The organism is Microvirga tunisiensis, from assembly GCF_009296175.1.
Lineage (GTDB): Bacteria > Pseudomonadota > Alphaproteobacteria > Rhizobiales > Beijerinckiaceae > Microvirga > Microvirga tunisiensis.
Window position 1 is genome coordinate 29922 of record NZ_VOSK01000001.1, and the last position, 26140, is coordinate 56061.

At 56.8% G+C, this 26140-nt stretch carries 17 protein-coding genes; 7 read left to right on the top strand and 10 right to left on the bottom strand.

Going from position 1 to position 26140, the window contains the following annotated elements; genetic code table 11:
• Positions 1-260: 260 nt before the first annotated feature.
• On the bottom strand, positions 261-1715 hold the full coding sequence (locus FS320_RS00120; RefSeq protein ID WP_152708585.1) for an aldehyde dehydrogenase family protein: 1455 nt from the start codon (positions 1713-1715) through the stop codon (positions 261-263).
• 820 nt (positions 1716-2535) lie between these two features.
• Complete coding sequence (locus FS320_RS00125; protein ID WP_152708586.1) at positions 2536-3969, bottom strand: MmgE/PrpD family protein; 1434 nt, start codon at positions 3967-3969, stop codon at positions 2536-2538.
• 765 nt (positions 3970-4734) lie between these two features.
• Between FS320_RS00125 and FS320_RS00130 the strand changes: the two genes are divergently transcribed.
• Positions 4735-5502, top strand: a complete 768-nt coding sequence (locus FS320_RS00130; protein ID WP_202882814.1) for an SDR family oxidoreductase — start codon at positions 4735-4737, stop codon at positions 5500-5502.
• A gap of 1829 nt (positions 5503-7331) precedes the next feature.
• Here the strand turns inward: FS320_RS00130 and FS320_RS00135 are convergent.
• From FS320_RS00135 to FS320_RS00170, 8 genes are all read right to left on the bottom strand, one after another.
• On the bottom strand, positions 7332-8303 hold the full coding sequence (locus tag FS320_RS00135; RefSeq protein WP_244626886.1) for a sugar ABC transporter substrate-binding protein: 972 nt from the start codon (positions 8301-8303) through the stop codon (positions 7332-7334).
• 775 nt (positions 8304-9078) lie between these two features.
• A complete protein-coding gene (locus tag FS320_RS00140; protein WP_152708588.1) occupies positions 9079-10509 on the bottom strand; it encodes an NAD(P)(+) transhydrogenase (Re/Si-specific) subunit beta in 1431 nt (476 codons plus the stop codon).
• A 10-nt stretch (positions 10510-10519) separates the two neighbouring features.
• A complete protein-coding gene (locus FS320_RS00145) occupies positions 10520-12091 on the bottom strand; it encodes a Re/Si-specific NAD(P)(+) transhydrogenase subunit alpha (protein WP_152708589.1) in 1572 nt (523 codons plus the stop codon).
• Between the two features lie 141 nt (positions 12092-12232).
• On the bottom strand, positions 12233-13102 hold the full coding sequence (locus FS320_RS00150; protein WP_152708590.1) for a 3-hydroxybutyryl-CoA dehydrogenase: 870 nt from the start codon (positions 13100-13102) through the stop codon (positions 12233-12235).
• A 133-nt stretch (positions 13103-13235) separates the two neighbouring features.
• Entirely contained in the window at positions 13236-13916 is a 681-nt protein-coding gene (locus FS320_RS00155; protein WP_152708591.1) for a 3-oxoacid CoA-transferase subunit B, read from the bottom strand.
• A complete protein-coding gene (locus FS320_RS00160) occupies positions 13916-14650 on the bottom strand; it encodes a CoA transferase subunit A (protein WP_152708592.1) in 735 nt (244 codons plus the stop codon). The genes FS320_RS00155 and FS320_RS00160 overlap by 1 nt, the downstream gene beginning before the upstream one ends.
• A gap of 458 nt (positions 14651-15108) precedes the next feature.
• Positions 15109-15954 (bottom strand): SMP-30/gluconolactonase/LRE family protein, encoded by an 846-nt coding sequence (locus tag FS320_RS00165; RefSeq protein WP_152708593.1) that lies wholly within the window; start codon positions 15952-15954, stop codon positions 15109-15111.
• Between the two features lie 294 nt (positions 15955-16248).
• Complete coding sequence (locus tag FS320_RS00170) at positions 16249-17073, bottom strand: SDR family NAD(P)-dependent oxidoreductase (RefSeq protein WP_152708594.1); 825 nt, start codon at positions 17071-17073, stop codon at positions 16249-16251.
• Between the two features lie 961 nt (positions 17074-18034).
• Between FS320_RS00170 and FS320_RS00175 the strand changes: the two genes are divergently transcribed.
• From FS320_RS00175 to FS320_RS00200, 6 genes are all read left to right on the top strand, one after another.
• On the top strand, positions 18035-19603 hold the full coding sequence (locus FS320_RS00175) for a sugar ABC transporter ATP-binding protein (protein ID WP_244626887.1): 1569 nt from the start codon (positions 18035-18037) through the stop codon (positions 19601-19603).
• Positions 19604-19680: 77 nt separating this feature from the next.
• Positions 19681-20856, top strand: coding sequence for an ABC transporter permease subunit (locus tag FS320_RS00180; protein WP_420846688.1), 1176 nt, complete (start codon positions 19681-19683; stop codon positions 20854-20856).
• A 97-nt stretch (positions 20857-20953) separates the two neighbouring features.
• Positions 20954-21727: a glucose 1-dehydrogenase gene (locus FS320_RS00185; RefSeq protein ID WP_152708595.1), complete on the top strand. Its 774-nt coding sequence runs from the start codon at positions 20954-20956 to the stop codon at positions 21725-21727.
• Between the two features lie 109 nt (positions 21728-21836).
• On the top strand, positions 21837-23162 hold the full coding sequence (locus FS320_RS00190) for an MFS transporter (RefSeq protein WP_152708596.1): 1326 nt from the start codon (positions 21837-21839) through the stop codon (positions 23160-23162).
• 272 nt (positions 23163-23434) lie between these two features.
• Positions 23435-24346, top strand: coding sequence for an NAD(P)-dependent oxidoreductase (locus FS320_RS00195; RefSeq protein ID WP_152708597.1), 912 nt, complete (start codon positions 23435-23437; stop codon positions 24344-24346).
• Positions 24347-24422: 76 nt separating this feature from the next.
• Positions 24423-26105, top strand: a complete 1683-nt coding sequence (locus FS320_RS00200) for a GMC family oxidoreductase (RefSeq protein WP_152708598.1) — start codon at positions 24423-24425, stop codon at positions 26103-26105.
• The last annotated feature ends 35 nt before the right edge of the window (positions 26106-26140 follow it).

The following is a 26140-nucleotide window of genomic DNA, read 5'->3' on the forward strand; positions in this document are numbered from 1 at the left end:
TTACGGCGTAATTGCCTCGCGAAATCAATGACTTGGGAATTCTTCACGGACGACTAACCATCAGAAAAAGCACCCAACAACGTTGATTGGGCCACAACGCCGATAAGTCTCACTATTGATCCGGCGTGGGTGCAGTTGAAATACCGGCGGTCGTAGATAAGACCGAAATGCCCAGCCAGGCTCCGGCACAGTTCAAGACCACCCAAGCCGTCTCTATAAGTGAAGGGACGTTACGCCTGGACTAGATGCATGCGGTGATCTCAATGCATCAATTCTGGCAAGCGATGTGCTTCCTCATCGAAACCATAGATAGATTTGATTTCAAGATATTCTTCTAACCCAAATACGCCCATCGAACGCCCGACGCCAGACTGCTTATAGCCTCCCATTGGCGTGAGTGAATTGGTATTTGCACCGTTGAAGCAAATGCGCCCTGCGTGAAGTCCTTTGGCGAACTCGTACCCTCGATATCGATCGCCGCTGAAGACATACCCGCCAAGGCCATAAGGAGAGTCGTTTGCTATCTTAAGTGCCTGCTCTTCGGTGGAGTAAGGCATGACCGCGAGCACGGGGCCAAATATCTCTTCGTTTGCGATCGTCATTTCCGGCGTGACGTCGACGAAAACCGTGGGTCGGGTGAAGTATCCCCGGTTCAGCCCAGCAGGCCGGCCAGGGCCACCCGCGACAAGGCGGGCACCTTCATCGATACCGATCCGAATATAGCGCTGCACGCTCTCGAATTGATCCGCGTTCACGAGCGGCCCCATGGTCGTCTCTGGATCTCGCGGGTCGCCGATGCGGTACTTGCCCACTTCGTCGATCAGATAGGGAATAACATCATTCAGCTGGCTTTCATGCACGAGCATCCGTGATGGGGCATGGCAGGACTGTCCGGCATTGAAGAAGCATCGCTGAACGTTCCACCGTGAGGCCTTTTCGAGATCGGCGTCCTGCAGGACGATGTTGGCCGATTTGCCGCCAAGTTCCAGTGAAACTCGCTTGACAGTACGCGCAGCCGCCTCCCCAACTTTGATTCCTGCCGCCGTTGAGCCCGTGAACGAGATCATATCGACGTCCGGATGATTGGATATCGCCTCACCGACGACCCGCCCTCGACCAATTACGGTGTTCACCACGCCCTTGGGCACGCCCGCCCTCTCGAGCACCTCCGTTAGCAAGATCGTGCTGATTGGCGAAGCGTCACTCGGCTTCTGTACAACAGTGCATCCCGCCGCAAGAGCGTAGATCAGCTTAATGACAGGCGTCTGAACCGGCCAGTTCCATGGCGAAATCAACCCGCAAACTCCAATCGGTTCGCGGCGTATGACGGTATTCGCAAGTTGCGTTTCGAACTTGTAGGTTTTGAGTAGATCGCGGGCCACCTTCATATGACCTATCGGCCCAGTTGCCTGCGCCTTTACGCTAAGCGGTGCACCAACTTCCTGTGCGACGATATCTGCAAAATCGCCAACGCGAGCCTCGTAAACGGAGATGATGCTATCAATGAGCTCGACCCGCTCTATGATGGGCGTCTTGGAGTAAGTCTCGAATGCGCTACGCGCTGCGGCTACCGCTTTGTTCACGTCTTCTGCATCGCCACCGTTTGCTACCGTTGCAAATGCTTCCTCCGTGGACGGGTCGACCATCGTCCGATGCCCTGACGACGACGGCTCTACCCAAGCGCCATCGATGAAGAGTTTTCCGTAGTGTCTCATTCCCTTATCTCCGTTGCGTTCGCCTGGATCGGACGAAATGCTTGTCGGCTTGACCAGGCTGAACGTCTCGGCGGGCGATACATCTGTCGACTTCACATTTCTGCCTTACGCCGGGACTCTCAGCTGTACGCTCGCTGCACGTAATCGGCAGGAGCCGCTCACTAAGTAAGAGGGATAAATTCAGATCGACAGCGCGCCAGCGATCATTTCAGCCGCCTCCTACTTTGTTGAGATCACTGTATCTATCAATTATTCAACGATATGTCAATCCGTGGGATTTCTTTTAATGAATATCATCCCTGTGCGCAAAAGGTTAGCGGAGTTGCGTGCCTCGGAGAATATTTCCAGGCTTGGTTGGTGGCGGGCACGGATCTGTGACGTTAAGTGGGTGCACTAAGAATGGCACTCGGCGCTGCTATTCCGGACCTCTGGGGATGCCGTTAACGTGAAGAGTTGAGACAACTCTGCCTGTCTTCCCGTTCGATAGGATCCCACGCTCCGTTGGATACCCTCTTCCAATCTAGACAGGCATATGATTTGTTTCGCGATCATCGCCCGAATTAATGTCTGCGGAACGTCGGAACTGGTTCGGCAACTGATCATAGCCGAAAAGTAAAAAGGCCGCTGAGTTCATGATGCCGCTTGCGCTTCTGACACAGGGCGAGAAAACAGGCTGTCGGGTCCGCAGACCACAACAACGGGCGCCCGCTGCTCTCCTCTTGCCCGTCAGTTTCGGATACAGCAGCGGCGCGACCTCGGTCATGCGGCCATGCGTTCATCTCTCAAATGTTGCGTGTTGCCCGGCAACTCGCAGTCCCGTTCATTGGTCAGTGGCCAGCATCGCAGCCAAGCTTGCGGAGTCTGGAAGATCCTCGAGATGTAAGATGCAGTCGACCACGGCATCCGCCTGCTTCGCACTTAGTACGCCTGACGCGTTCGCCAGGAACTTGCTCGCCAAGTCTTCGTCTGTCGCCCGGGATTCCACAGCGTCATTCGTAAGCCACTTCGCGAAATCGACGCTGTGCACGTAGATCTCACCGCGCGCATGCACTTCCACCTGAGCGGGGCGGTGCTTTAAATTCTTTCGTCCATCAATCACAAGGTCCTTGTAGCGCATCTCCTCGCACCTGTCGTAGACTGCGTGCTCCACTCGCGTCATGAAATTGCGAATGTCCTGTCGCGCTAGCGTCTCGCGCGATTGCCATTTCGGCCCCCACGGCACCCGATGCGCAGCAACCGCTATGTTGTATGGAAGACTGGACGCGGCTTCAACATGGTCTCGGACGTCGGTGCTCATGTACTTCGGCAGGCCAGATAACCCTTCATTCTTAACTACGACTTTCGTGATTTCAGTCGGGGCTATATCGTGGGAGTTGATGATCTCCACGAATGCATCCAACGGAGCTTGATGCGACCCACAGCACGGCCAATACTTGTAGCCGATTGCCTCGAATGCCCATTCGTCCCCGAGCGCTGTGGTGAGCTTTTCCCAATCGCAGGATTGCGAACCGTTCATGGCCCAAAAGCCATACTCGCCATCTAGAACGGTATCATCCCCGCGATATCCCATAGCGGCGAGTTGTGCAGTAACTACGCCAGCCTGTGCGGTCCAGCCCGACGGCCCATACTTTGCTAGGCCAACGTGGATAGTGTGATTATATTTCACATGAGAAGCGATTGGTGCATGGTATCCGGCAAGGCCGAGCGCGTGCGACATCTTTTCGGCATCAAGCTTGAGAATTCTCGCGGCGCCCGCCGTCGCGCCGAACTGCGTGCAGCCTACTCCATAGCTGCGAACAGGGAGGCCGCCTGGCGTCGCGCGTAGGTTGCCCAAGGAGTGTGCAATCCTGCAACTCAGTTCATGTGCGACCGTAAGGGCCGCAATAAGCTCTTTTCCAGAGGCGTGCTCAACTTCAGCCATCGCGAGTACGGACGGAATTACGTAGGGCGTAACGTGGGCTGGCGGCTGCAATGCACAGTAATCTAATGCGTTCATTAGCTCGCCGTTAACGAATGCCGCCAAGGAGCTTGGCACCTTTCCGGCGCTCCCGAGGATAGTTGCTTCTGGCTTGCCACCAGCATCGCGGGCGAGTTGAAGTGCCATGCGTCCTTTATCAAGATCCAGCCCACCAAGCCCGCAGCCTATTGTATCAAGCAGCAGCCTTTTGATTTCGTGACTGACACCGCTGGGAAGATCGCTGAACTGCAATCTAGAACTAAACCTCGCCAACGTTTCGGTAACGCTTCCTTGCATTGCTCTTAGCCTACATATTGTCGTGTGATCTTCCTGCTGCGCGTAATGACCCGGCCTTCAAGGTTCATTAATAAGCCAGCAGCAATCACGGTTGCAGCATCCAGACGGCACACTAACCGGATTTCTCCTACGGAGGAAGTCCCTATATATAAGATTTTTTGATGACATGACGCATTCTCCATGGTAGTGTTTAACCTGTGTCGACGAGCAGGCTTCAAAATTGAGGCACAACAAACATGCGCGCAGGATTGCACAGCGCCCCAGTTATCTACCGGCCCCAGCCCTTTATCAGTGGAATCTGAGCGTGGTCTCAGCGCGAAGTTATGTGCCGCGACCGAAGTCCTGCAGGCTAGGGCGCCGCAGTATGGGACGGGTGCTGATTAGCTCAAGACAGTACGTTTTCGCGCTGCCTCCCTATGGCAGCGAGCAAGCGAAGCCGCGACCGCATCTTCTACAATGATATTACCCTCTGGCTTCGGTTCTAAGGCGCCTCCAGAATTCAGCCGCGCCGCTATATCTCGTCATGGCCTCGCCCAATTTCGGCGAAGTGGCAGACCCTGTTTCTGTGATTTGGCGCCACTGCACCGTAGTTCCAGATCAATCAGACTTCTTGCTGGATCAACAGACAGGATGCAGAACATCAAGTGAAAGCAGGTGTCAGGAGAAAAGAGTTGCTCCGACACACGCGCAAGCTCCGCAAACCCTCGAAGTAACGGATGGATGGTAATGTCACTAAGCAGAGACTCAAGGTTCAAGGATCAAGTCGTGGTGATCACTGGTTCAGCACGCGGCATCGGCTTCTCCACGGCGGAAATTGCTGCAGGCGAGGGGGCAAAAGTCGTCATCTGCGATCTTGATCCCGATAATGTCAGTGCAGCCGTGGCTCGATTGAAGACCGCTGGAGCGGACGTCATAGGAGTTGCCGGTGATGTAAGCGATCCTTCGCAGGTCGAAAGCAACGTGTCGGAAATTATAACGAGGCTCGGCCGGATCGATGTGCTAATCAACAATGCTGCGATCAACTCGTTCTTTGCGCCAGAGGCGCTGCCCATTGAGACTTGGCGCCGTGAACTCGAGGTTTGTCTGACAGGTCAATTTCTGTGGGCACAGAGCGTCGCAGTAGCCTCCATGATCCCAGCTCGCAACGGATCGATCGTCAATCTCGGATCGGGTGCAGCACTTGCCGGAATACCGAAATGTGCGGCATACGTCGCGGCCAAGCACGGTGTTGTCGGCCTGACGAAAGCATTGGCCGTAGATTGGGGTCAGTACAATATTCGCGTCAACTGTGTCTGCCCAGGGCTGACATTCACAGAACTGTCCAAGCAGACCGCAAGCCATGATCCGGAGAGAGCGCGGCAACGCGAACTTCGAATCCCACTTGGACGCGGCGCTCAGCCCGAGGATGTTGCGAGAACAATCCTGTTTTTCGCCTCCTATGAGGCCTATTCAATCAGCGGTGAGATCGTGAGTGTGGATGGTGGGACATTGGCGATGTCCTCTGGTTTCTCACCGCCACGAGACGGGATCTAGGTCGGCCATCGAAGTCTGGTAATGCGAGAGCCGAGGGTTTTTCACGTGGAGCACGCGATGACGTGTTCCATCCCGTGGGACGCGCCTCGGCGATACAGACCGCAAGTGACTTGCCACAGGGCCCGCTACCGCGGAGGAGGCGCAGGTGTATGCCGCCCCGAAAAGCTGCCGAAGATAGCCGAGTAACATTCCATGGTCTAGACAAGACGGCGCGGCCGCGTTGACCGCGCGAGTGTGTATCGTTAGCTGGTTAATTAGGGAGAGCATGAGGCCACCGCGCCCCCAACCGTCTACGTAACCACCGCTCTCGCCTTCACGATGCGCTTTCGCCACTGCGGCTATCGGACCAGGAGCTTGAACCACCGCTCCGGCTCTTGTCGAGCGCGTCCGCGTGAGATCGCTTATGGTCTGGTGCGCCGCGTGCATTCACGCTGATGCAGCTTGCGTGATCGGAAGGACGCCTTCTCGTGTTTATTGGAGCGCCCTTAAGAACGCCCGCGAGTAGCAGCGAGAGTTGCTTGGAGATGCTTGCTACTAAGCCCTTCAGCCGGCACGCAATTCTCTTGGAGCAGCGGACAAGAAAAGCCGGGCATAAAGCCCGGCTAAAGTTGAGGCCCGACAAGAGTCGGAACCTTTCAGAGGGAGTGGCCGATATGGCAGCGCCAGGAGGAAAAGGCGAAGCCAAGTAAAGATCAGCCAACGCAAATATCTCTTATATTGAGACTCTTTGCAACTATTCGTACAGCATGATGGGGCTTCGCTGAGCGCATGCCTTGCTACGCTCGTTCACGGGTTTTGCGGAGCGCGGAGCTGGCGCGCCTTGTATCCAACCGGACGCCTCATCCAATGCCTCCTCGGCTGTCACACGGAAAGCCATAGGCTGCGGTGCCAAGGTGATACCTAGAAGCTCGTGTACGCAGCGGTTTCCTCGGCCAGACCCACTTCGCACAAGTTGCAAATGGCCTCGCCAGTGGGAAACAGATCATGACTGCCGAGCTCCACTTGGAGCAGTCAGAGTTTCACCAACTCACCCACAGCGGCTGATCCTTCGGCAATCTTCCGGCCTATGACTGTTCTAGGGGCTTGCAGTCTTAGTCGAAGATTGGCGACAGCGATGCCAGCATATTTTAGCCCAGATACTCGCAATTATAGTTGGATCTGGTTCTTGATGTCCGGTGTCCCGTGGCCGGGGAAGAGGAACCAAGTAGCTGATGCCTGCCCCATGGATGACGGTATAGCCTTGATCTTTTAGCTTAGCGTCACTCGCTTCGAGTGAGTTAAGCCAGCCCTCTAGGAATATGCGCATAACTTCCTCATAGAGCTAGAAGTCGAGCGAAAAGAAGCTGCCGCAACACAGCATTACGCCGGCGGAAAACGACGTCGCATACTTGTTTCCACCGAGCAAACACGACGACCCCTGATGCAATCGGCAAAGAAGCCTACCGTAAGCAATTTTGTGCGAGGAGAACGCCTCGCCCAGAGCGGCTCTTGCGTCTCCTGCGGGATTGGCTTGTCGACTTCCTTCTCCGCCATGCCTCTTCGCGTGGCAGGATGGCCCCGCCAAGCATAGGCCGTCATGGCCGCAGGAATCCTTATACACGTCAAGGATTTCCTCGACGTGGTGGTGCCCAAAGCCGTGCACCACGCGGGAATACAATGTAGTGAGGCAGTGCGAATAATGCTGGTTGCGAACTCTGTCGAGATTGATGGCATTGTAAGTGCCAAGCATTGGATCGACGCAGTTAATCCCGCTCAATTTCATTGCCCGAAAAGGTTCCGCGCCAAGGGCGCCCCCAGCGTGGAAGGTTTAGCCCAGGAACTCCTATTCTTCACCACTGAGGTGGGCAGGTGTTGGCGTTGTCTTTTGTGATCAATGGGGGTTTGTACTCGACGAGTCGGGCCTTAGGTGTCTTGGGATCGGTAGCGGCCTCATAAAGTGATTTGGCTCCAAGCTGACCCACATTTATCCACGTTTCGCACATCGACACGGTAATTTCACCGGATTTGACCAATGGGATGCCGAGTTTCGAGCCACCAGCAGCGGTGAATAGCTTTGCCTTTGATCCTGCGTCTCTGATGGCTTTGGCGCAACCAATCGCCATGTCTTCCGCGTGGCTGAAGAACAAATCAATATCGGGATCGGCTACAAGAGCATTCTGACAAACCGCTTCGCCCTTGGCCGGGGTCCAGTCGGTTGGCTGCGACATAACTATTTTGTACTTGGACCCAGCGGCGTCGAGACTTGCCTTGAATCCCGCCGAGAGCTGATTGACAAGTGCGTAACCCGGCATGCCTTCGACAATTCCGATCTTGGCGGTACGATCAGTTGGCAACATAGTCGCAGCCGTCTCGCCGAGACGTTGGCCAGACGAGATATAGTCCTGCCCAACTAAGGCGGAAAGTCCAGGATAGACCTCCTTAAATTTCCGCTTGTTCGGATCACCCACCTGCACGGCAACAGCAGTGAACGGAATTTTGGCCTCGTTCGTCTTATCGACCCATGTCTGCGCTACCACGCTGTCAAGGATGATCACAGCGATGCCATCCACCTTCTGCGCGATTAAATCGTCGACAGCATTGGACATTTTTTCAACGCTTCCCCTGGCATCAAGGATGAGGACTTTGGCGCCCAGCTTCTCGCCCTCTTCCTTGAAGCCTTTGGTCATCGATACCTCGGCCGGATTCTGCTGGTTCGTGGTAACGAATGCTATGGTGATGTCTTTTGAATGCGCTGCAGTGCCAGCAAGCATCAATGTCGCGGGAAAGACGAAAGCCCCGACTCGCATGAACTTTTTTTGCATATTTTCCTCCCATATGCAGACAAGTTGATTGACTACACAACGGCAGCATGTTGTTCGGTTGCCGCTGTCTCGGATGGGTTCACGCTCCCATCACCATTCCACATAGAAATTCCCCTGACTGACCTTTAAGTGCCAATGCGAGGGCGTCATACGCTGCTTAAAAGCAGTCTCAGTGCAGAGATGATATCCTACAAAATGAGATTTTGTCAAACGAGAATAAACTGAGTCTGCCGGGTATCTCCGCTTTGCCTGTCCCTGGTCGTCGCATGTGGGAGTGTTGCCTCTCACGCTTGTGTACATGGGATCTATCGTTTTCAGTTACGGGTGGCGCAATTTTCTTTCCTCCGTGCTCTTTGCGCGGGATGGGTTTGATTAAGTGCGCGCATTAAGAGCATAATTCGATGTGAATGAGAGGGGCGCGGGCCTAGCCGTAGCAACTCTTCTGTTCGGTTTCTTTGTTTCCTGCTTTTGGCAATGCTCACGTTATTGCCTTGCGTGAGCGCCTACTTAGCATTCGTCATTGATGCAATGCGATATGCGTAGACATCATCATCACGAAACGGCAGTCAGCCAGAGATCCGAGAGTAGCTCTCCTAATATCGGAGGGCGTCGGATTGAGATGACTGAGTATTCAGTTGCTCTCCTACACCCCAGGTACTGCTAGCCTCGTAGAGAGCAGTCCCATCTGGTGTAGGAACGATCTCAACCGGTGCCGAGACTGGGAACTTCTTTGGTCCTAGATCAGAAATCCGCTTTGGTTCTCTGGACTTTCTCTTCAGATCGCCTGCACCAGTTGATCGATGCTGGCTTTGGCATCGCCGTAGAACATGCGGGTGTTGTCCTTGTAGAACAGCGGGTTCTCAATGCCAGAATAGCCGGTTCCCTGCCCGCGCTTGGACACGAACACCTGCTTGGCCTTCCACACCTCCAGCACCGGCATGCCGGCAATCGGGCTGTTCGGATCGTCCTGGGCAGCCGGGTTGACGATGTCGTTCGAGCCGATCACGATCACCACATCCGTCTCGGCAAAGTCCTCGTTGATCTCGTCCATCTCCAGCACGATGTCGTACGGCACCTTGGCCTCGGCGAGCAGCACGTTCATGTGCCCCGGCAGGCGACCGGCCACGGGATGGATGGCAAAGCGCACGTCCTTGCCCTTAGCGCGCAGGCGGCGGGTCAGCTCCGACACCGATTGCTGCGCCTGCGCCACCGCCATGCCGTAGCCCGGCACGATCACGATGCTGTCAGCCTCCTCCAGAGCGGTGGCTACCCCATCGGCATCGATGGCGATCTGCTCCCCGGCAATCGCCATCACCGGCCCGGTGGTGGTGCCAAAGCCGCCCAGGATCACGGAGATGAAGCTCCGGTTCATCGCCTTGCACATGATGTAGCTCAGGATCGCACCCGAGGAGCCGACCAGGGCGCCGGTGACGATCAGCAGGTCGTTGCCGAGCGTGAAGCCGATCGCGGCGGCCGCCCAGCCCGAGTAGGAGTTGAGCATCGAGACCACCACCGGCATGTCGGCCCCGCCGATGCCCATGATGAGGTGGTAGCCGATGAAGAACGCCAGCAGCGTCATCCCCACCAGGGCCCAGATGCCGGCACCATTGACGTACAGCACCAGCAGGACGAGCGAGGCCAACGCGGCTGCCGCATTGAGCCCATGGCCGCCCGGCAGCTTCCGGGCCTTGCCATCCACCTTACCGGCGAGCTTGCCAAACGCGATCACCGAGCCGGTGAACGTCACCGCACCGATGAACACGCCCAGGAACACCTCCACCCGCAGGATCGCGATCTCCACGCCGGTCTTGTGCGCCAGCACCCCGGCAAAGCCGGTCAGCACCTGCCGTGCGGCCTCATCGAGCGCCAGCACCCGGGTGAGCTCGAGGTCGGCGTTGAAGCCGATGAACACGGCTGCCAAACCGACGAAGGAGTGCAGGGCTGCCACCAGCTGCGGCATCTCGGTCATCTCAACCTTCTTGGCCACATACCAGCCGATCCCTGAGCCGATCACCAGCATGGCGGCAATGACGGCATAGTTGCCCACACCCGGGCCAAACACGGTGGCGCCGACGGCGAGCGCCATGCCGGCAATGCCGTACCAGACGGCGCGCTTGGCGCTCTCCTGGCCGGAGAGGCCGCCGAGCGACAGGATGAACAGGACAGCGGCTGCCACATAGGCGGCGGAGACAAGACCAAAGCTCATCGGACGATCCTCACGACTTCTGGAACATGGCCAGCATCCGGCGGGTCACCAGGAAGCCGCCGACGATGTTGATGGTGGCGATCAGGAAGGAGAGTGAGGCGAGTGCCACCACGAGCCAGTGGCTGGAGCCCACCTGCAGCAGGGCCCCCAGCACCACGATGCCCGAGATGGCATTGGTCACCGCCATCAGCGGCGTGTGCAGGGAGTGGCTGACGCTCCAGATCACCTGGAAGCCGACGAAGCAGGCAAGCGCAAAGACGATGAAATGAGCCATGAAGCTCGCCGGGGCATAGGCGCCCACCAGCGCAATCAGCAGGCCACCGGCCAGGAGCAGCCCCACTTGGGTGCGGGTCTGAGCCTTGAAGGCAGCCGCCTCCTGGGCCCGCTTCTCCTCCCGGGTGAGCTCCCTCACCTTCTCCTTGGGCTTGGCGGCGGCGATCGCCTGCACCTTGGGTGGTGGCGGCGGGTAGGTGACCGCCCCCTGGTGCGTGACCGTGGCGCCGCGGATCACGTCATCGTCCATGTTGTGGTGGATGACCCCGTCCTTGGCCGGGGTCAGGTCGGTGAGGAAGTGGCGGACGTTGTTGGCGTACAGCGTGGAGGCCTGGGCGGCCATACGGCTGGGGAAGTCGGTATAGCCGACGATGGTGACGCCGTTGTCGGAGACGACCTTCTCGTCCGGCACGGTCAGGTCGCAGTTGCCGCCCCGTTCGGCCGCGAGATCGACGATCACCGAGCCCGGCTTCATCGCCGCCACCATGTCGGCCGTCCACAGCTTCGGCGCCGGCCGCCCGGGGATCAGGGCGGTGGTGATGACGATGTCGATCTCCGGCGCGAGCTCGCGGAACTTGGCAAGCTGCTTGTCGCGGAACTCCGGGCTCGACGGGGCAGCATAGCCGCCGGTGGCAGCGCCGTCCTGGGTCTGCTCGAACTCGAGCAAGACGAACTGGGCGCCCATGGACTCGATCTGCTCGGCCACCTCGGGGCGCACATCGAAGGCATAGGTGATGGCACCAAGACTGGTGGCGGTGCCGATGGCGGCGAGGCCTGCCACCCCTGCCCCCACCACCAGCATCTTGGCGGGCGGCACCTTGCCGGCGGCGGTGACCTGGCCGGTGAAGAAGCGGCCGAAGTGGTTGCCGGCCTCGATCACGGCGCGGTAACCGGCGATGTTGGCCATGGAGGAGAGCGCGTCCATCTTCTGGGCGCGGGAGATGCGCGGCACCATGTCCATGGCGATGACCGTGGCACCCTTGTCGCGACACAGGTCGAGAAGCTCCGGGTTCTGGGCCGGCCAGAAGAAGGAAATCAGGGTCTGACCCTGGCGCAGGTGGCCAACCTCCCCCTCCGTTGGCGGGCGCACCTTCACCACAACGTCGGTGGCAGCGAACAAGGCTGCAGCATCCGGCACGATGTTCACCCCAGCAGCAGTGTAGGCTGCGTCCGAGATCCCAGCACCGGCCCCACCTCCCGACTCGACAAAGCACATATGCCCCAGCTTCTGCAACTGGAGAGCAGAGTCCGGCGTCATCGCCACCCGCGCCTCGCCCGGAAAGGCTTCCTTCAATGCTCCGATCTTCATCAACTAACGCCCCTGTCGCAGTTCAGTGGTGGAATTTGGCCCATGAGGATCTTCCTTTCGGTTGCGTGGGCGGATCCTGGGGACCTCGCGATTGTTGGAGTATCCTAGCTTCGCGCCCAGCCTTCATAATGACGACCACCCCTATCGTGTCGGAACTGGCTGTTCACCTCGGTAATCGTAGAAGCCGCGCTTGACCTTGCGGCCGATCCAGCCTGCCTCGACGTATTTTACGAGGAGCGGGCAGGGACGGTACTTGGAATCGGCCAGACCTTCGTGCAACGCCTGCATGATTGCCAGGCAGGTATCGAGGCCAATGAAGTCAGCGAGCTGGAGCGGTCCCATCGGATGGTTCGCACCGAGCCGCATGGCTGTATCAATGGCTTCTACGGAGCCTACGCCTTCATAAAGGGTGTAGATCGCCTCGTTGATCATCGGCAGCAGAATGCGATGGACGATGAAAGCTGGGAAGTCTTCCGCTACGGTGGCAGTCTTGCCGAGATCAGCAACAAACTTTCGAGCAAACCGAAATGTTCGCTCGTCAGTTGCGATGCCGCGGATCAGTTCGACAAGGTGCATCGCTGGTACCGGATTCATGAAGTGAATGCCGATGAAGCGCTCCGGCCGGTCCGTAGAAGCGGCCAGACGTGTAATCGAGATCGAGGAGGTGTTCGTCGCCAGGATCGTGTTAGGCTTCAGATAGGGGCAGATCTGCTGAAACACGCTGCACTTGATAGCAGCATCCTCAGTTACGGCTTCGACGACGAGGTCGCAGGACGAGAGTTGTTTGAAGTCGGCGGTCAGCTGAAGTCGCCTAAGTGCGGCCTCACTCTCGCGAATATCAAGAGCTTCCTTTCTGACCCTGCGATCGAGCTCTCCTGCTATTGCAGATCTCGCACGTGGCAGTGCCTCAGGGTCCCGATCGACTAGGAGAACACCAAAGTCTGCAAGGGCACAGACTTGGGCAATGCCTGTGCCCATCTGTCCGGCTCCGATTACTCCGATCTGACGCATGTCGACCCCTCCTGATGTCCAATCCTCAACCGTCACGAGGTTGGATGATATGTCCTCACGTGTTGCCACCTTGGCAGCGCTCGGATAAATCCATTCCCGGTTGGTCGCAGCGCTTGGCCCGCATCAATGGTACTCAAACCGCGTTGGACTGGCTGCCGTTCAGGGCAACCTTGAAATCCGCCGCCGTCTTGGCCTTGATCTCGTCCACTGTCACCCCGGCGGCGAGTTCGATCAGCGTCATGCCGGAGCCGCCCTTCTTGTCGATCGAGAAGACACCGAGATCGGTGATGACGAGATCCACCACGCCAGTTCCTGTGAGCGGCAGATTGCACTCCTTCAGGAGCTTCGGGTCCTCCGAGCCGTCCTTGGCTTTCGCCACATGCTCCATGACCACGACGACGCGCTTGACGCCTGCCACGAGGTCCATGGCGCCGCCCATGCCCTTCACCATCTTGCCAGGGATCATCCAGTTGGCGAGATCGCCGTTTTCGGCCACCTGCATGGCGCCGAGGATCGACAGGTCGATATGGCCGCCGCGGATCATGCCGAAGGAATCGGCACTGGAGAAATAGCTGGTGGTCGGCAGCTCGGTGATCGTCTGCTTGCCGGCATTGATCAGGTCCGGATCCTCTTCGCCCTCGAAGGGGAACGGGCCCATGCCGAGCATGCCGTTTTCCGACTGGAGCTGCACGCGCATGCCCTTGGGGATGAAGTTTGACACGAGCGTCGGAATGCCGATGCCGAGATTCACGTAGAAGCCGTCGCGCAGCTCCTTGGCCGCGCGGGCGGCCATCTGTTCACGGGTCCAGGCCATCAGACTTCCTCCCCTGCTCCGGCAGGCGCGGCCTCGGCGCGCTTGCGGGTCGTGCGTTGCTCAATGTGTTTGACCGGGTTCGGCACATGCACCATGCGCTTCACGAAGATGCCCGGGGTGTGGATGCAATCCGGATCGATCTCGCCTGCCGGTACGAGATGCTCGACCTCGGCGATGGTGAGCCGCGAGGCCGTCGCCATCATCGGGTTAAAGTTGCGGGCAGTCTTGCGATAGACGAGGTTGCCCTCCGTATCGCCCTTCCAGGCGTGAACCACGGAGATGTCGGCGAAGAGGCCCATCTCCATGACGTATTTCTCGCCATTGAATTCGCGCACTTCCTTGCCCTCGGCAATGAGGGTGCCCACTCCCGTCTTGGTGTAGAAGGCCGGAATGCCGGCGCCGCCGGCGCGGATACGCTCGGCGAGCGTGCCTTGCGGGTTGAATTCCAGTTCCAGCTCACCGGAGAGGTATTGCTGGGCGAAAAGCTTGTTCTCGCCCACGTAGGACGAGATCATCTTGCGGATCTGGCGGGTCTCCAGCAAGCGGCCGAGGCCGATGCCATCTACACCCGCATTGTTGGAGATGAAAGTCAGATCCTTCGCGCCCGAATCACGGATCGCCTCGATCAGCGTCTCCGGAATGCCGCATAGGCCGAAACCGCCGGCCATGATGGTCATGCCATCCTTGACCGCCCCGGCCAGCGCGGCCCGCGCATCGCTGTACACCTTATCCATCGATGTAGCCTTTATAATTGTGCATCTAGCCCGCTCTACCGTGCAGCGGCCATTGCGAATGGGGAAATTCGGTGTGTGTGGCTAACCTGGGGATCCACAGCCCACGAGCAAACTGATTGCTCGTCGGTGGCTTGCCCGATTGTAGCCAATGATAGACCGTGTCGGCTTCGGCAGCGTTTGCCGCAACACAACAAAGTGCTCTCTGCAGACCTGAACTCATGCAAAAAATAAGGCAGGCTGTTTGAGAACTGGGAGATGGTCGACATTTCGATCAGCAACCGTTCCAACTCTCAAGTCTTTCTCACGGCAGAATGGATCAGTACCTCCAGGGCATAGCCATTTCGGACGAGAGCCAATCAACATCACAGCACCATAGATTTGCTCGAGATAAGCAGCACAAGTCCAAGCACTAGGCTTCGTCATCCGGGCCTGCCTGTGCGACACTGAACGGCTACCGGTTATGACGGACGCGGAACGTCGACTCGAACTGCGTGCAACGCACCATAGGGCTTTTTGGCTAACTGGTCTGGAACCGATCCTGCATATGTACTGCAGAACAATGTCCGCCCGTCTTCACCGCCTAGCTGACAAGCGATAGCGCTTCCAGGGAATTGGATACGATGGGTGACTTCGCCTCCTTCGACGACGCGAAGCACTTCGCCTGTATTGAAAGACGGAACCCAAATGCCGCCTGCCGCATCGGCGCAGATACCATCCGGCTCCCTTCCCTCTAGGTTCGCGAAATTCCGCTTGTTGGATAGGCTTCCATCCGAGGCAACATCAAATGCGGTAAGATGCCCGCGCCAGGTTTCAGCGACAATCAACGTCCGGCCACCGTTGATGATCACGGTACCGTTCGGAAATTCAAGCCCAGTAGCGGCGACCCGAATCGCACCGTCTCGCTCGACAAGATGAACGCAAGTTTCCTGCTTCGGAGCACCTCCGAACAAATCATAGCCGTAGTTGCCGATGTAGACGCGCCCGGTCTGATCAATGGCAAAGTCATTCAGATCACCAGCGGCATCCTGTGACAAGTCGGCGTAGGTGAGTAGATTTTCATCAACGAGTTTCAGTATCTGACGCTTGACTGACGACACGATCAGGAGCGTTCCATCGGGCAGGAACCCGATGCTATTCGGTCTTGGAGGCAGGCTTTCAACAACGACCGTTTTCGCGCCGCTTTGATCAAGCTTATATAACTTTTGGCCGAAGACGTCAGGCACCCATAGATGCCCTTGGTGCCACCGAGGTGCTTCTAAGAAGATGAAGCCGTCGGCAAAAAGCTGCGATTGTAAATCGGTCATATCAAGATTCCCTCGCTAACTCGCCGCATCTCCCGAACACTTCGTCTGGGATGCCGGTAAGTGCCGTGACCTCTAGGTAGTCCCCAAAACCGAGCAGTCTCGTCTCAAGCCCGGTACCAGATTGTACGTACCTGGACATCGGTGCTGCTGAAATTCCGAACATACCATGCAACAAGGCCGAATTAACGCGAATGTTCTGGCACTGCACTGTTCCCGACGCCACCGTTACAGACGCCTTGCTACGTCGCATCGATTTTCTCTTTCCGTTCTCTCGAACCACAGTTGCCCGTAGCGTCAATTGCTGTGGGTGTAGCCACCGTCGCAAGCAATCGTCTGCCCTGTTATGAAGGACGCTGCTGGCGTCGTGAGGAACATCATAAGTCCCACCAAATCCGTTGGCATCATGCCGCGAGGAATGCACTGGAGATCTGCATTACGTTTGCGCACCTCGGCCGTCGGATTTACCGTGCGCTCGACCTCGGTAGCAACACTGCCCGGTCGAATACAATTTACCGTAATGCCGAAGGGTCCGAGTTCACGAGCAAGAGAGTTGGTCATGCCAATTACGGCAGATTTGGATGTTACGTAGTGAAGATAATTGACTGTTCCGCGTGGCACGGAGTCGGACGAAATGTTGATGATGCGGCCCCAGCCTGCCTTACGCATCGATGGCGCAACAGCACAAGCACCAAGGAATGTCCCCGTAATATTGACCTTCATCACTCGCTCCCATTCGGCAAGTGGAATCTGGTCGAACGGTCGCTTTTCAAGCGTAGCGAAAATAGAGGCATTGTTCACCAAGGCATCCACTCTGCCGAACTCTTTCAGCACTGCGGCTACCATCTCATCAACGGAACCCTTGTCCGCGACATCGACCTCTAAAGCCAAAGATGAGCCACCGGCAGCAGCAATCTCTGACGAAACCGATTCTGCATTTTTTTGATTGAGATCAGCGATGACCGGTATTGCGCCGGCTGCTGCGAACTGTCGGGCAAGTTCACGGCCGATCCCCTGACCGGCTCCAGTAATAATGACGACGCGATCTTGCACACCGAAGTCGCGCGCGAAGGCCGGAACACCGGAGTCCTTTGGAGCATGTGTGGCGAGAGCTTCACTCATTTATCGTCCTTCGCATGAACATCGTTGAGAGTTCCTCCAAGAAGCTGCGCGGTTTAGCTGGACGGGCGTCAGCATTCGTAGGCCATCCAGCATAAAGCCGATCGGAGTGTTGGTTGCCTCCTCTTTCGGCCGGATCATCTGAATGACATGTCATTCCTGCCCACTGCCCTCCGTGCAGCTCGAAAAGCGACGAAGGAATAGCAATGGCGTCGAGTTATGTCAATAGGTGGGATTTCTTGATATCCACTCACTGCAAGCTGTGCCCGAAATCGGAATGGGGCTGGCTTGCCATATCGACGCTGCTGGTGCGTCGGCGGTTTGGTAAAGTGGGCTGAGCCCCACAAAAATCGGGCTGTAACGGGGAAAGCGCGACATTCGCGATGGAATCTTAGCAATTTGCTGATGACCTTCGAATGGGCCTAATAGAAGATCCCATGTAAAAACCATTCAATGTCGTGTTGACATAATCCCACATTAAGAGATAATATCGGTAAGGCGACGACAGCGGGAAGGAACGATTGTCGTCCGGGCGGAGAGTGGCACGGGTGCCGGAACAGTCAAGGTGTAACGGTCGTAAATGACTTTGTCGCTGATGTTGGGCCCTTCCAAGATTGAGATTAGCCCCTGCGCGGCTTTTTGTAACGCGTACTATCAATCCTTTCAGCCAGTGGGCGATAGACGCATCAGTTTTTCGATCACGCGCTAAAAGTATCTACCAAAATAAATGTAAATATGAATTTGAGGATAGTTTGCGCTTATAGGGAGGAGCACATGTTGGATATTACTGTCGATCTTAAGATGGTTCCGATCGACCTTATCGGATCCTTGGTAGGTTGTGCATCATTATTGCGGCAGACCATCCCTTCTGGGCGCAGCGCCCACAATCACCCACGAATGATTCCCAGTTCGTTCGCTTGAACGGTGAACTTCAACAGGAATTCGAAGTCACGGGAGAGTTGGAATGCCGTCAACGGATAACGCTCCGCTTATGCGTCTCGAAGGTGTAACCAAGACATTCGGGAACACAGTGATAGCCCTCCGCGGTGTCGATTTGGAGATCGAGCGCGGCAAGGTTCATGGACTGCTGGGGGCAAATGGAGCCGGCAAATCAACTCTGATTAAAATCCTTTCAGGCACGTTCCGAGCATCAGGTGGCACAATCGCGTGGAAAGGCTCGACCGTAAATTGGTCGAGCCCCAAAGAGGCAAATGCGACGGGTGTTGCGACTATCCACCAGCACATCCCTCTCGTACCTACGCTCTCGGTGCTCGAGAATGTCTTTCTAGGTGAAGAGGGCCGCTGGCGGCGCTCAAAGTCGCTACGGCAAAAGTTCGAGGACATATGCGCACGCGTCGGCTACTGGATCGATCCTGATCGACTCGTTGGGGATTTGCCCATCGGGCAGCGCCAGATGACGGCGATCTTTCAAGCGCTGGGAACCGGTGCGGAACTGATCGTTATGGACGAACCGACTGCGTCCCTCGCCACCGAAGAGCGCGAATTGGTGTATCGTATCGTCCATCGGCTTTCTCGTGTGGAGAACAGGGCGATCCTGTTCGTGTCGCACTTCCTCGACGAAGTTATGGCATTGACCGACTCTGTTACGGTCCTCCGTGATGGACAGGTGGCCATGCGTGCCGACACGAGGGATCTCGATGAAGGCCGCCTCGCCGAAGCGATTGTCGGACGGCAGATCATTGCCCTTGAGAAAGCGGCACATGACCCAAACGCTCTCCGGCACCATACCGGAGCCCCGATCATATTGGAGTTACGTGGCCTCGCCTCCCCGGACAAGTTCGCGCCTGTCGACCTGAAACTCGCGGCTGGAGATGTCGTGGGGATCGCGGGATTGCTCGGTTCGGGGCGGAGCGAACTACTCCACGCGATATTTGGGGCAGACTCCCATGCCACCGGTGACGTTCAGGTGGATGGCCAATCAATTCGGCGGTCAACACAGGCTGCAGTGGCTGCGGGCCTCGGTCTTGTCCCTGAAGACAGGATGCAACAAGGGCTGGTTCCGGAGTTTGAGCTGTGGCGGAACACCACCTTGCCCGCCTTGGCGGGCGTGTCCTTCGGTGGGATTCTTCCCGTTCGGGATCGCGAAAGAGAGAGAGGACGAGAGGCAATCGCGCGACTGAAAATCAAAGCACACTCGCCCGATGCGCTCATGAGGGAGTTAAGCGGAGGCAATGCCCAGAAGGTGACCATCGCGAAATGGTTATTCAGCGACGTGAAAGTCTTCCTCCTCGACGAGCCAACAGCAGGCATCGACATCGGAGCGAAAGCCGACATTCTGAAACTGATCCGCGACCTCTCGGCCTCGGGGAAAGCGGTTATCATCGTGTCGTCGGAGTTCGAAGAATTGCTGGCTGTAAGCGATCGGATCCTCGTCATGCGCGACGGACGCATGGTTGCTGAGCGTGCCACGAGTGAAACAAACGAACACGAACTGATCCTACTTGCAGGCGGCAAAAGCGCGGAGCCGGCACCACCATCGCGAAGCGGCGCAACTTCTAAACAGAGCGAGTGATCATGAAAGCTATGGTAACGCAAGCCCAACCCGGCCATTCGCGCGATTCTTCAACGGAACTCCACCCATCTAATATCATGGATGGGTCGAAACCACTCACAAGCCAAACCTCGACGGACTGGCGACGCGTATTCAGCCTGCGTGAAATGGGTGTGTTCTACGCCCTGATCCTGGTGGTTCTCATCCTCTCGCTTACGGCAACCTACCTCGGGCGACCCAATTTCTTGAGCGTAACGAACCTCTCCAACGTCCTGTATCAATCGTCGCTCGTCGGGATCATCGCGGTGGCGATGACTGTCATTCTTATCACGGGTAACTTCGACCTTTCGGTTGCATCAGTTGCGGCTCTAGCAGGTGCGGTTCTGATCGGAACCGCGGATTCGGTAGGGTTTTGGCCAGCATTTGGTCTCGCGATGCTTGTAGCAGTCGGAGCGGGGTTACTGAATGGCGTGATCGTCCAACTTGTGGGCATCAACGCCTTCATCGTCACTCTTGGTACCCTCACTGCGATACGAGGCCTAGTGCTGGTGTATACCGACGGGAGATCGCTCGCTGTTAGCGATGACAATGTTCTTGCATCGATGCGGGCGTTCGAATCCGGACGCCTCAACGTAGGGATCTTGATGTTGCTGGCTGCGTCTGCCCTCATTCTGATCGGAATATATCAAACCATTAAGGTTCGACGAGAGCGTAAAGCGCTTTCGCCGGCATCAGTCGGCATGCTTCTTGGTGGCATAGTTCTTGCGGTCTTTTCCTGGCTGAGCAACTTCCAGCTGACACTGCCCAATCCTGTCATTTACTTGCTGACTTTCACAGGTGCGCTATGGTTCGTTCTGAACTTCACGACCATTGGAAGACGGGTATACGCGGTCGGAGGCAATCCTGAGGCTGCGCGGCTGTCCGGCATCAACGTCCTGCGCTACAAAATGGCAGCCTTCGTTCTTTGCAGCGCGGCGGCGGGCTTTGCCGGCATCCTTTTCGCCAGTAGGCTTCGTTCAATCAACCCGGCCGCGCTGACCGGCGCGGAACTTACCGTCATTGCGTCGGCCATTTTGGGAGGGACGTCCCTTTTCGGCGGCGCGGGAAGCGTGATCAAGACACTCGTCGGAGCATTCCTGCTATTCACTCTGACGAATGGCTTTAACATCCTGAACCTCGGCGCGAATTACCAAGGCATGATCGAAGGTGTGGTCGTGGTTACCGCGGCGGCAATCTATACTGTCGGAGGGAACCGCCGAGCGCCCAAGCGCTAAGGCATACCGATGCAACTTAGCGAACCGAGTTTTCCGTTCTTGGCGGTGGCGCGGATCGTCAGCCGATACTTGATCTTCAACTTGAAAGGAATGGAAAATGACCGATGTTAACCGGCGATATGACGGCAAAGTTGCCTTTGTCACTGGGGCTGCTGGAGGAATCGGACACGAAACGTCTGTTGCCTTCGCACGCGAAGGTGCCAAGGTCGCGATCGTCGACCTAGCGGATGAAGGTCTCCGAGAGACGGCTGCGGCGATAGAGGCTGTAGGAGGCAAAGCTCTTTCGATTAAGGCTAATGTGGCGAGCGCCGAGGAGGTCAAGTCGGCGATCGCTAGGACTGTCGACGAGTTCGGCAGCCTTGATGTTGCCTTCAACAATGCCGGGATTGAGCAGCCCGGAACCCGTGCCGGCGATATCGCCGAAGACATGTGGGATCGGATCATCGACATTAACCTTCGCGGTGTCTACCTTTGTATGAAGTATCAAATTCAGCAGATGCTAAAGCAGGGCAAGGGCGCGATAGTGAACACGTCGTCGGGAGCCGGCGTCATTGGATTTCGCAACCAGGCAGCCTACGCCGCTTCCAAGTTCGGTGTAACCGGACTGACAAAGTGTGCGGCACTTGATTACGCGGCCTCTAACATCCGTATCAACGCAATTTGCCCCGGAATCATCGATACCGCGATGATCGAGCGTTACACGAAGAACGACCCGGAACTGCGCGCAAAGGCTATCGCCCAGGAGCCGATCGGCCGCTTAGGCAAGACTGAAGAGATTGCAGCAGCAGTACTTTGGCTTTGCTCCGAAGAGGCTGGCTTCGTTGTAGGCCATGCAATGGTCGTGGATGGCGCGCAAACTGTCGGGCTTTGACGCTGACGTCATCCGGGAGGGAAGGCCACGCCAACACTATTCGGAAGTCGAGCCGGGCGCCCGGTCTTCCACAACTCGCCAAGGGTGATCGACTCTGGAGGACTACAACATGAGCCACGACTCTGGCCGAAAGCTGAGCGCTGCTTCGATTGGTAATTTCGGGGAAATCTACGACTTTGCCGTCTTCGCGTTTTCAATCCCGATTATCGCGCATCTCTTTTTTCCGGGGAGTGATCCCACGGCAGCGATTCTGAGTACCTTTGCGGTTTATGCAGTTGCCTTTTTCGCCCGTCCGGTTGGTGGGCTCGTGTTTGGCTATATGCTCGATCGAGTCGGCCGGGTGAAAGTTCTAGCGCTCACGATTTGGCTAATGGCCGGTGCTACAGCCCTCATTGGCGTGCTTCCCACCTACGAGACAATCGGAATCGGTGCTCCGGCGCTGCTCGTCCTTTGCCGTCTCGCTCAAGGCTTTGCGATGGGAGGGGAAACTACAGGCAGTACGAGTTACATTCTCGAATCTGCTCCGGATCAAGGTCGGGGAAGATGGGTCGGTATCATCTGGTTCTTTGCGAACATCCCGAACGCTTTCGTGGCTGTCATGTTATTGCTCATCCAGCTCGTCGCCGGTAAGGAAGCCTACACCGACTGGGTATGGCGTGTTCCCTTCTTGGCCGGTGGACTCATTGGCATCATCGGCTTCTGGCTCCGTCGCAACCTAGAGGACCCAGAGGAGTTCAAGCTAGCCATAAGTAAGGCAAAAAATGAAAACCCCCTCGCGGCTGCGACCAGCGCGGGTTGGAAGTCAATGCTTCACGTATTGATGATCCTTCCGGTCCAGACCGTTGGATCCTATCTCCTTGTCGGATTCATGTACACATTTCTGGTGCGCCAGATGCACATGGAACCAAGTGCCGCGTTGCTCACCAATGCGGCTGCCATCGCTGTAATGGCTCTTTTCTACCCCATTGGTGGAGCGCTGAGTGACAAGCTTGGCAGGAAGCGAGTAATGACCATTGGGGCGCTTTGGATCGGGCTTGCGGCTTATCCTGTGCTTCAGCTGGTAGCAACTGGGGTGCTGAGCTATGCTCTACTCGGCCAAGCTCTTCTAGCAATCGGAATTGGAATGTACTCCGGATCGGCATTTACCGCGGCCGCCGAATTCTTTCCGACTGCCTATCGTGCCACAGGTCACGCCATAGCCTATCAAGGAAGTGTCGCATTGCTCGGTGGAACCACGCCGTTTGTCAGCGCGTGGCTTGTCGAGATATTCGGGACGCCGATGGCTCCTGGGTACTACGTGATTACCGCAGCAATTGTTTGCTTGATTACCGTGCAGTTCGTACCCGAGACAAAAGATGTAAGGCTGCGTACGGGTGATAGCCAGGGTGGCCGACCACAGGCAGCCAGTTCCCAGGTCGAACTTCGAACAACGTAATCCTCGAGGAGCGACCGCGCTCGAGTCCGTCAGGCGGTCTGCCTAGCGACGGCCGCTCTGTTTTTATAGCCCAAAGAGGGAAGACATGAGCAACCAGCCCACGAGCGGGCAATAAAAACTTGCATAATGTGGGATTTATTTGTAGAAGTTGTATGGCAGGTATGGTGACTTGGCTTCGCTGGTAATCAGTCCCAGGAACAGGTTGGCTGGGTCTGGATCCCTTGCGCAGTGTGCCTAACGTGGCAGTCCGCTTCGCGGAGAAGGCTATAGGAATGTCTCAGGATCGGATTGGTTTTATTGGCTTAAGCAGCATGGGAGCTGCGATCGCAGAACGCTTCGCGGATGCCGAGGTGACCTTGACAGTATGCGATCTCAATCCAGCAAACCTCGAGCCCTTCAAAGCGGCGGGCGTATCCATTGCCGCGTCGCCAAGGGAAGTGGCCGATGTTTGTGATATTGTGTTCTCCTGCCTTCCCTCTACCTCTGCAAGTATTGACGTCGCCTTAGGTGAAGATGGTGTGGTGCACGGTCAGGCCGTGAAGATCTACGTCGACACGGCCACGATCGGCATGAAAACGGCAACAAAGATTGCCGAGGGACTGCCAAAATCTATCGGGTTTGTTGATGCGCCAGTCAGTGGCGGACCGCCGGGTGCGCGCGCCGGCACACTTTCAACGATGGCGTCGGGCCCTCGCGAGCACTTCGATCGAGTGCAGCCCTGGCTTTCGGTGATGGCAAAGAACGTTTTTTACATGGGCGAGAAGCCCGGCGTCGCGCAGATTGCCAAGCTCATCAATAACAACCTATCGGCGGCTGGTCGTCTCGCTGCGTTCGAAGGTTTTGTTCTTGCCTTGAAGGCAGGCCTCGATCCTCATGCGCTCCTTGAAGTGATCAATGTTAGTTCCGGCCGTAACTACACGACCACCGACAAAATGAAGGCAGCGATCCTCTCAGGAAGTTTCAAATTCAACGGCCATCTTGGAAATAGCATCAAGGATGAAGCGCTTCTTATCGACGAGGCAAGCGATCTCGGCGTCCCACTCTGGGTCGCTCCGAGACTCCTGGAGACCCTGAAGGCGGCCGCCGAAAGCGGATATTTGGACAAGGATAGCATGTTCGTCATCCAATTCATGGGCGAACAAGCGGGGCTAGATGTCCAGGCGAGGATGAAGGGCGCGAAGTGATACCAAGCCGTCAGCGGGACGATCCTTCAGGCTATCACGTGCTCGGTGGCCCTTCGAATTGAGAGGCGTATACGCAATGGAAGCGTACGACTACATTATTATCGGTGCGGGTTCAGCTGGCTGTGTCCTCGCCGGCAGCCTCACAGAGAATCCGGCCAACAAAGTCCTGCTGATCGAGGCTGGGCCACCATCGGATCGATTTTGGGTAAACACGCCCGCCGGCATGGCAAAGCTCTACTTTAATAAGCGCTTGAATTGGAACTACTACACTGAGCCCATGGAACTGCTGCGCGGCAGAAGGATGTACTGGCCAAGGGGCAAAGGTCTCGGTGGATCAAGTTCGATCAATGGCATGGTGTATATACGTGGCCATCGGAACGATTTTGATAGCTGGCGCGATTTGGGTAACCCAGGTTGGGGTTATGACGATGTTTTGCCTTACTTCAAAAAGTTGGAGCATTACGAGGGCGGCGCAGACGAGTACCGGGGGACAGGTGGTCCGCTCTGGATCAGTGATCCCGTCGCTAAGATGCCAAGCTCCTATGACTTCATTGAATCAGCGACCAGAGTCGGCATCCCCAAAACAAAAGACATGAACGGAGCTCTGCACGACGGCGTAGGATTCATCCAACATAACATCAAGAACGGTAAGCGACAGTCAGCTTACGTCGCGTTCGTCAAACCGGCTCTCGGGCGGTCCAATCTCACGATCAAGACAGAACTACGCGTTCAGAAGATCCTTTTTGAAGGTAAGGAAGCGACGGGCATCGAAGTTCTCGTCAACGGCGTGAGCCAGCAGATCAAGGCTAATCGCGAAGTCATTTTGTCGGCTGGCTCGCTCAACTCACCGCAGTTGATGATGCTGTCGGGTATCGGTCCGGCTTCAGAATTGCAGCGACACGGAATTCGCGTGCTTCTCAACGTGCCGGGCGTGGGCGAAAACTTGCAGGACCATTTCTACGTTCACACGGCTTTCAAAGCCACGCCGTCCAGTTCTTACAACACGAGCATCAGCGGTCTACGGAAGTATCTCGAGGGCTTCCGATATTTGACGACCGGGAAGGGCTATCTCGCGCTGGGCTCCTCCCAGGCAGCGGCCTTCGTCAAGAGTGGGCCGGAAGAAGAGATGGCCGATCTCCAAATCAGCTTCCGTCCGATGACGTTCACCTACCATCAGAGCGGCAAGGTCCATGTGGATCCGTTCCCAGGCCTGGGCGTCTCTGTTTTCATTCTTCGCCCAAGGACGACCGGGGCGGTCACTCTCCAGTCCGCCGACCCTTCTGTAGATGCTTTGTTCACCCCTAACTTCCTGTCGAACGAAGAAGACAATAGGGCGATGATGAGCGGCATCAGACAGATCAGGCAGATCATGGGGACTAAGCCCATCGCATCGCGTGTGGTCGAAGAACTGGTGCCGGGTCCTCGCGTCCAGAGCGACGCAGAGCTTATGAATTACATGGCTGAGCACGGGAACTCCGCCGCGCACCAGGTCGGAACCTGCAAGATGGGCAACGATCCGATGGCCGTCGTCGATGAGCGACTGAGAGTTCGCGGAATCGGACGATTGCGTGTCGTTGATGCCTCCATCATGCCTCACATGACCTCAGGTAACACGAACGCGCCGACAATGATGCTCGCTCTGAAGGCTGCCGACCTTATCAAGGAAGACGCTGCACGCGGCCAACCCGTAACGATAAACGCTGCATTCTCAAGCAAGGCGGCGGCAGTCAAGCGCGCCGCCGCTCATGCAACAAAGTAAGCGCTGGCGATAAGGGCCGCTAGCACGCACAATGT

What these genes read in the sequence shown, in the direction of transcription:
- FS320_RS00165 (WP_152708593.1), bottom strand. Translation starts at nt 15,954, where the DNA reads ATGACCGATTTACAATCGCAGCTTTTTGCCGACGGCTTCATCTTCTTA.
- FS320_RS00195 (WP_152708597.1), top strand. Translation starts at nt 23,435, where the DNA reads ATGTCTCAGGATCGGATTGGTTTTATTGGCTTAAGCAGCATGGGAGCT.
- FS320_RS00150 (WP_152708590.1), bottom strand. Translation starts at nt 13,102, where the DNA reads ATGCGTCAGATCGGAGTAATCGGAGCCGGACAGATGGGCACAGGCATT.
- FS320_RS00145 (WP_152708589.1), bottom strand. Translation starts at nt 12,091, where the DNA reads ATGAAGATCGGAGCATTGAAGGAAGCCTTTCCGGGCGAGGCGCGGGTG.
- FS320_RS00120 (WP_152708585.1), bottom strand. Translation starts at nt 1,715, where the DNA reads ATGAGACACTACGGAAAACTCTTCATCGATGGCGCTTGGGTAGAGCCG.
- FS320_RS00180 (WP_420846688.1), top strand. Translation starts at nt 19,681, where the DNA reads ATGGATGGGTCGAAACCACTCACAAGCCAAACCTCGACGGACTGGCGA.
- FS320_RS00125 (WP_152708586.1), bottom strand. Translation starts at nt 3,969, where the DNA reads ATGCAAGGAAGCGTTACCGAAACGTTGGCGAGGTTTAGTTCTAGATTG.
- FS320_RS00185 (WP_152708595.1), top strand. Translation starts at nt 20,954, where the DNA reads ATGACCGATGTTAACCGGCGATATGACGGCAAAGTTGCCTTTGTCACT.
- FS320_RS00155 (WP_152708591.1), bottom strand. Translation starts at nt 13,916, where the DNA reads ATGGCCTGGACCCGTGAACAGATGGCCGCCCGCGCGGCCAAGGAGCTG.
- FS320_RS00135 (WP_244626886.1), bottom strand. Translation starts at nt 8,303, where the DNA reads ATGCAAAAAAAGTTCATGCGAGTCGGGGCTTTCGTCTTTCCCGCGACA.
- FS320_RS00200 (WP_152708598.1), top strand. Translation starts at nt 24,423, where the DNA reads ATGGAAGCGTACGACTACATTATTATCGGTGCGGGTTCAGCTGGCTGT.
- FS320_RS00175 (WP_244626887.1), top strand. Translation starts at nt 18,035, where the DNA reads ATGCCGTCAACGGATAACGCTCCGCTTATGCGTCTCGAAGGTGTAACC.
- FS320_RS00140 (WP_152708588.1), bottom strand. Translation starts at nt 10,509, where the DNA reads ATGAGCTTTGGTCTTGTCTCCGCCGCCTATGTGGCAGCCGCTGTCCTG.
- FS320_RS00170 (WP_152708594.1), bottom strand. Translation starts at nt 17,073, where the DNA reads ATGAGTGAAGCTCTCGCCACACATGCTCCAAAGGACTCCGGTGTTCCG.
- FS320_RS00190 (WP_152708596.1), top strand. Translation starts at nt 21,837, where the DNA reads ATGAGCCACGACTCTGGCCGAAAGCTGAGCGCTGCTTCGATTGGTAAT.
- FS320_RS00160 (WP_152708592.1), bottom strand. Translation starts at nt 14,650, where the DNA reads ATGGATAAGGTGTACAGCGATGCGCGGGCCGCGCTGGCCGGGGCGGTC.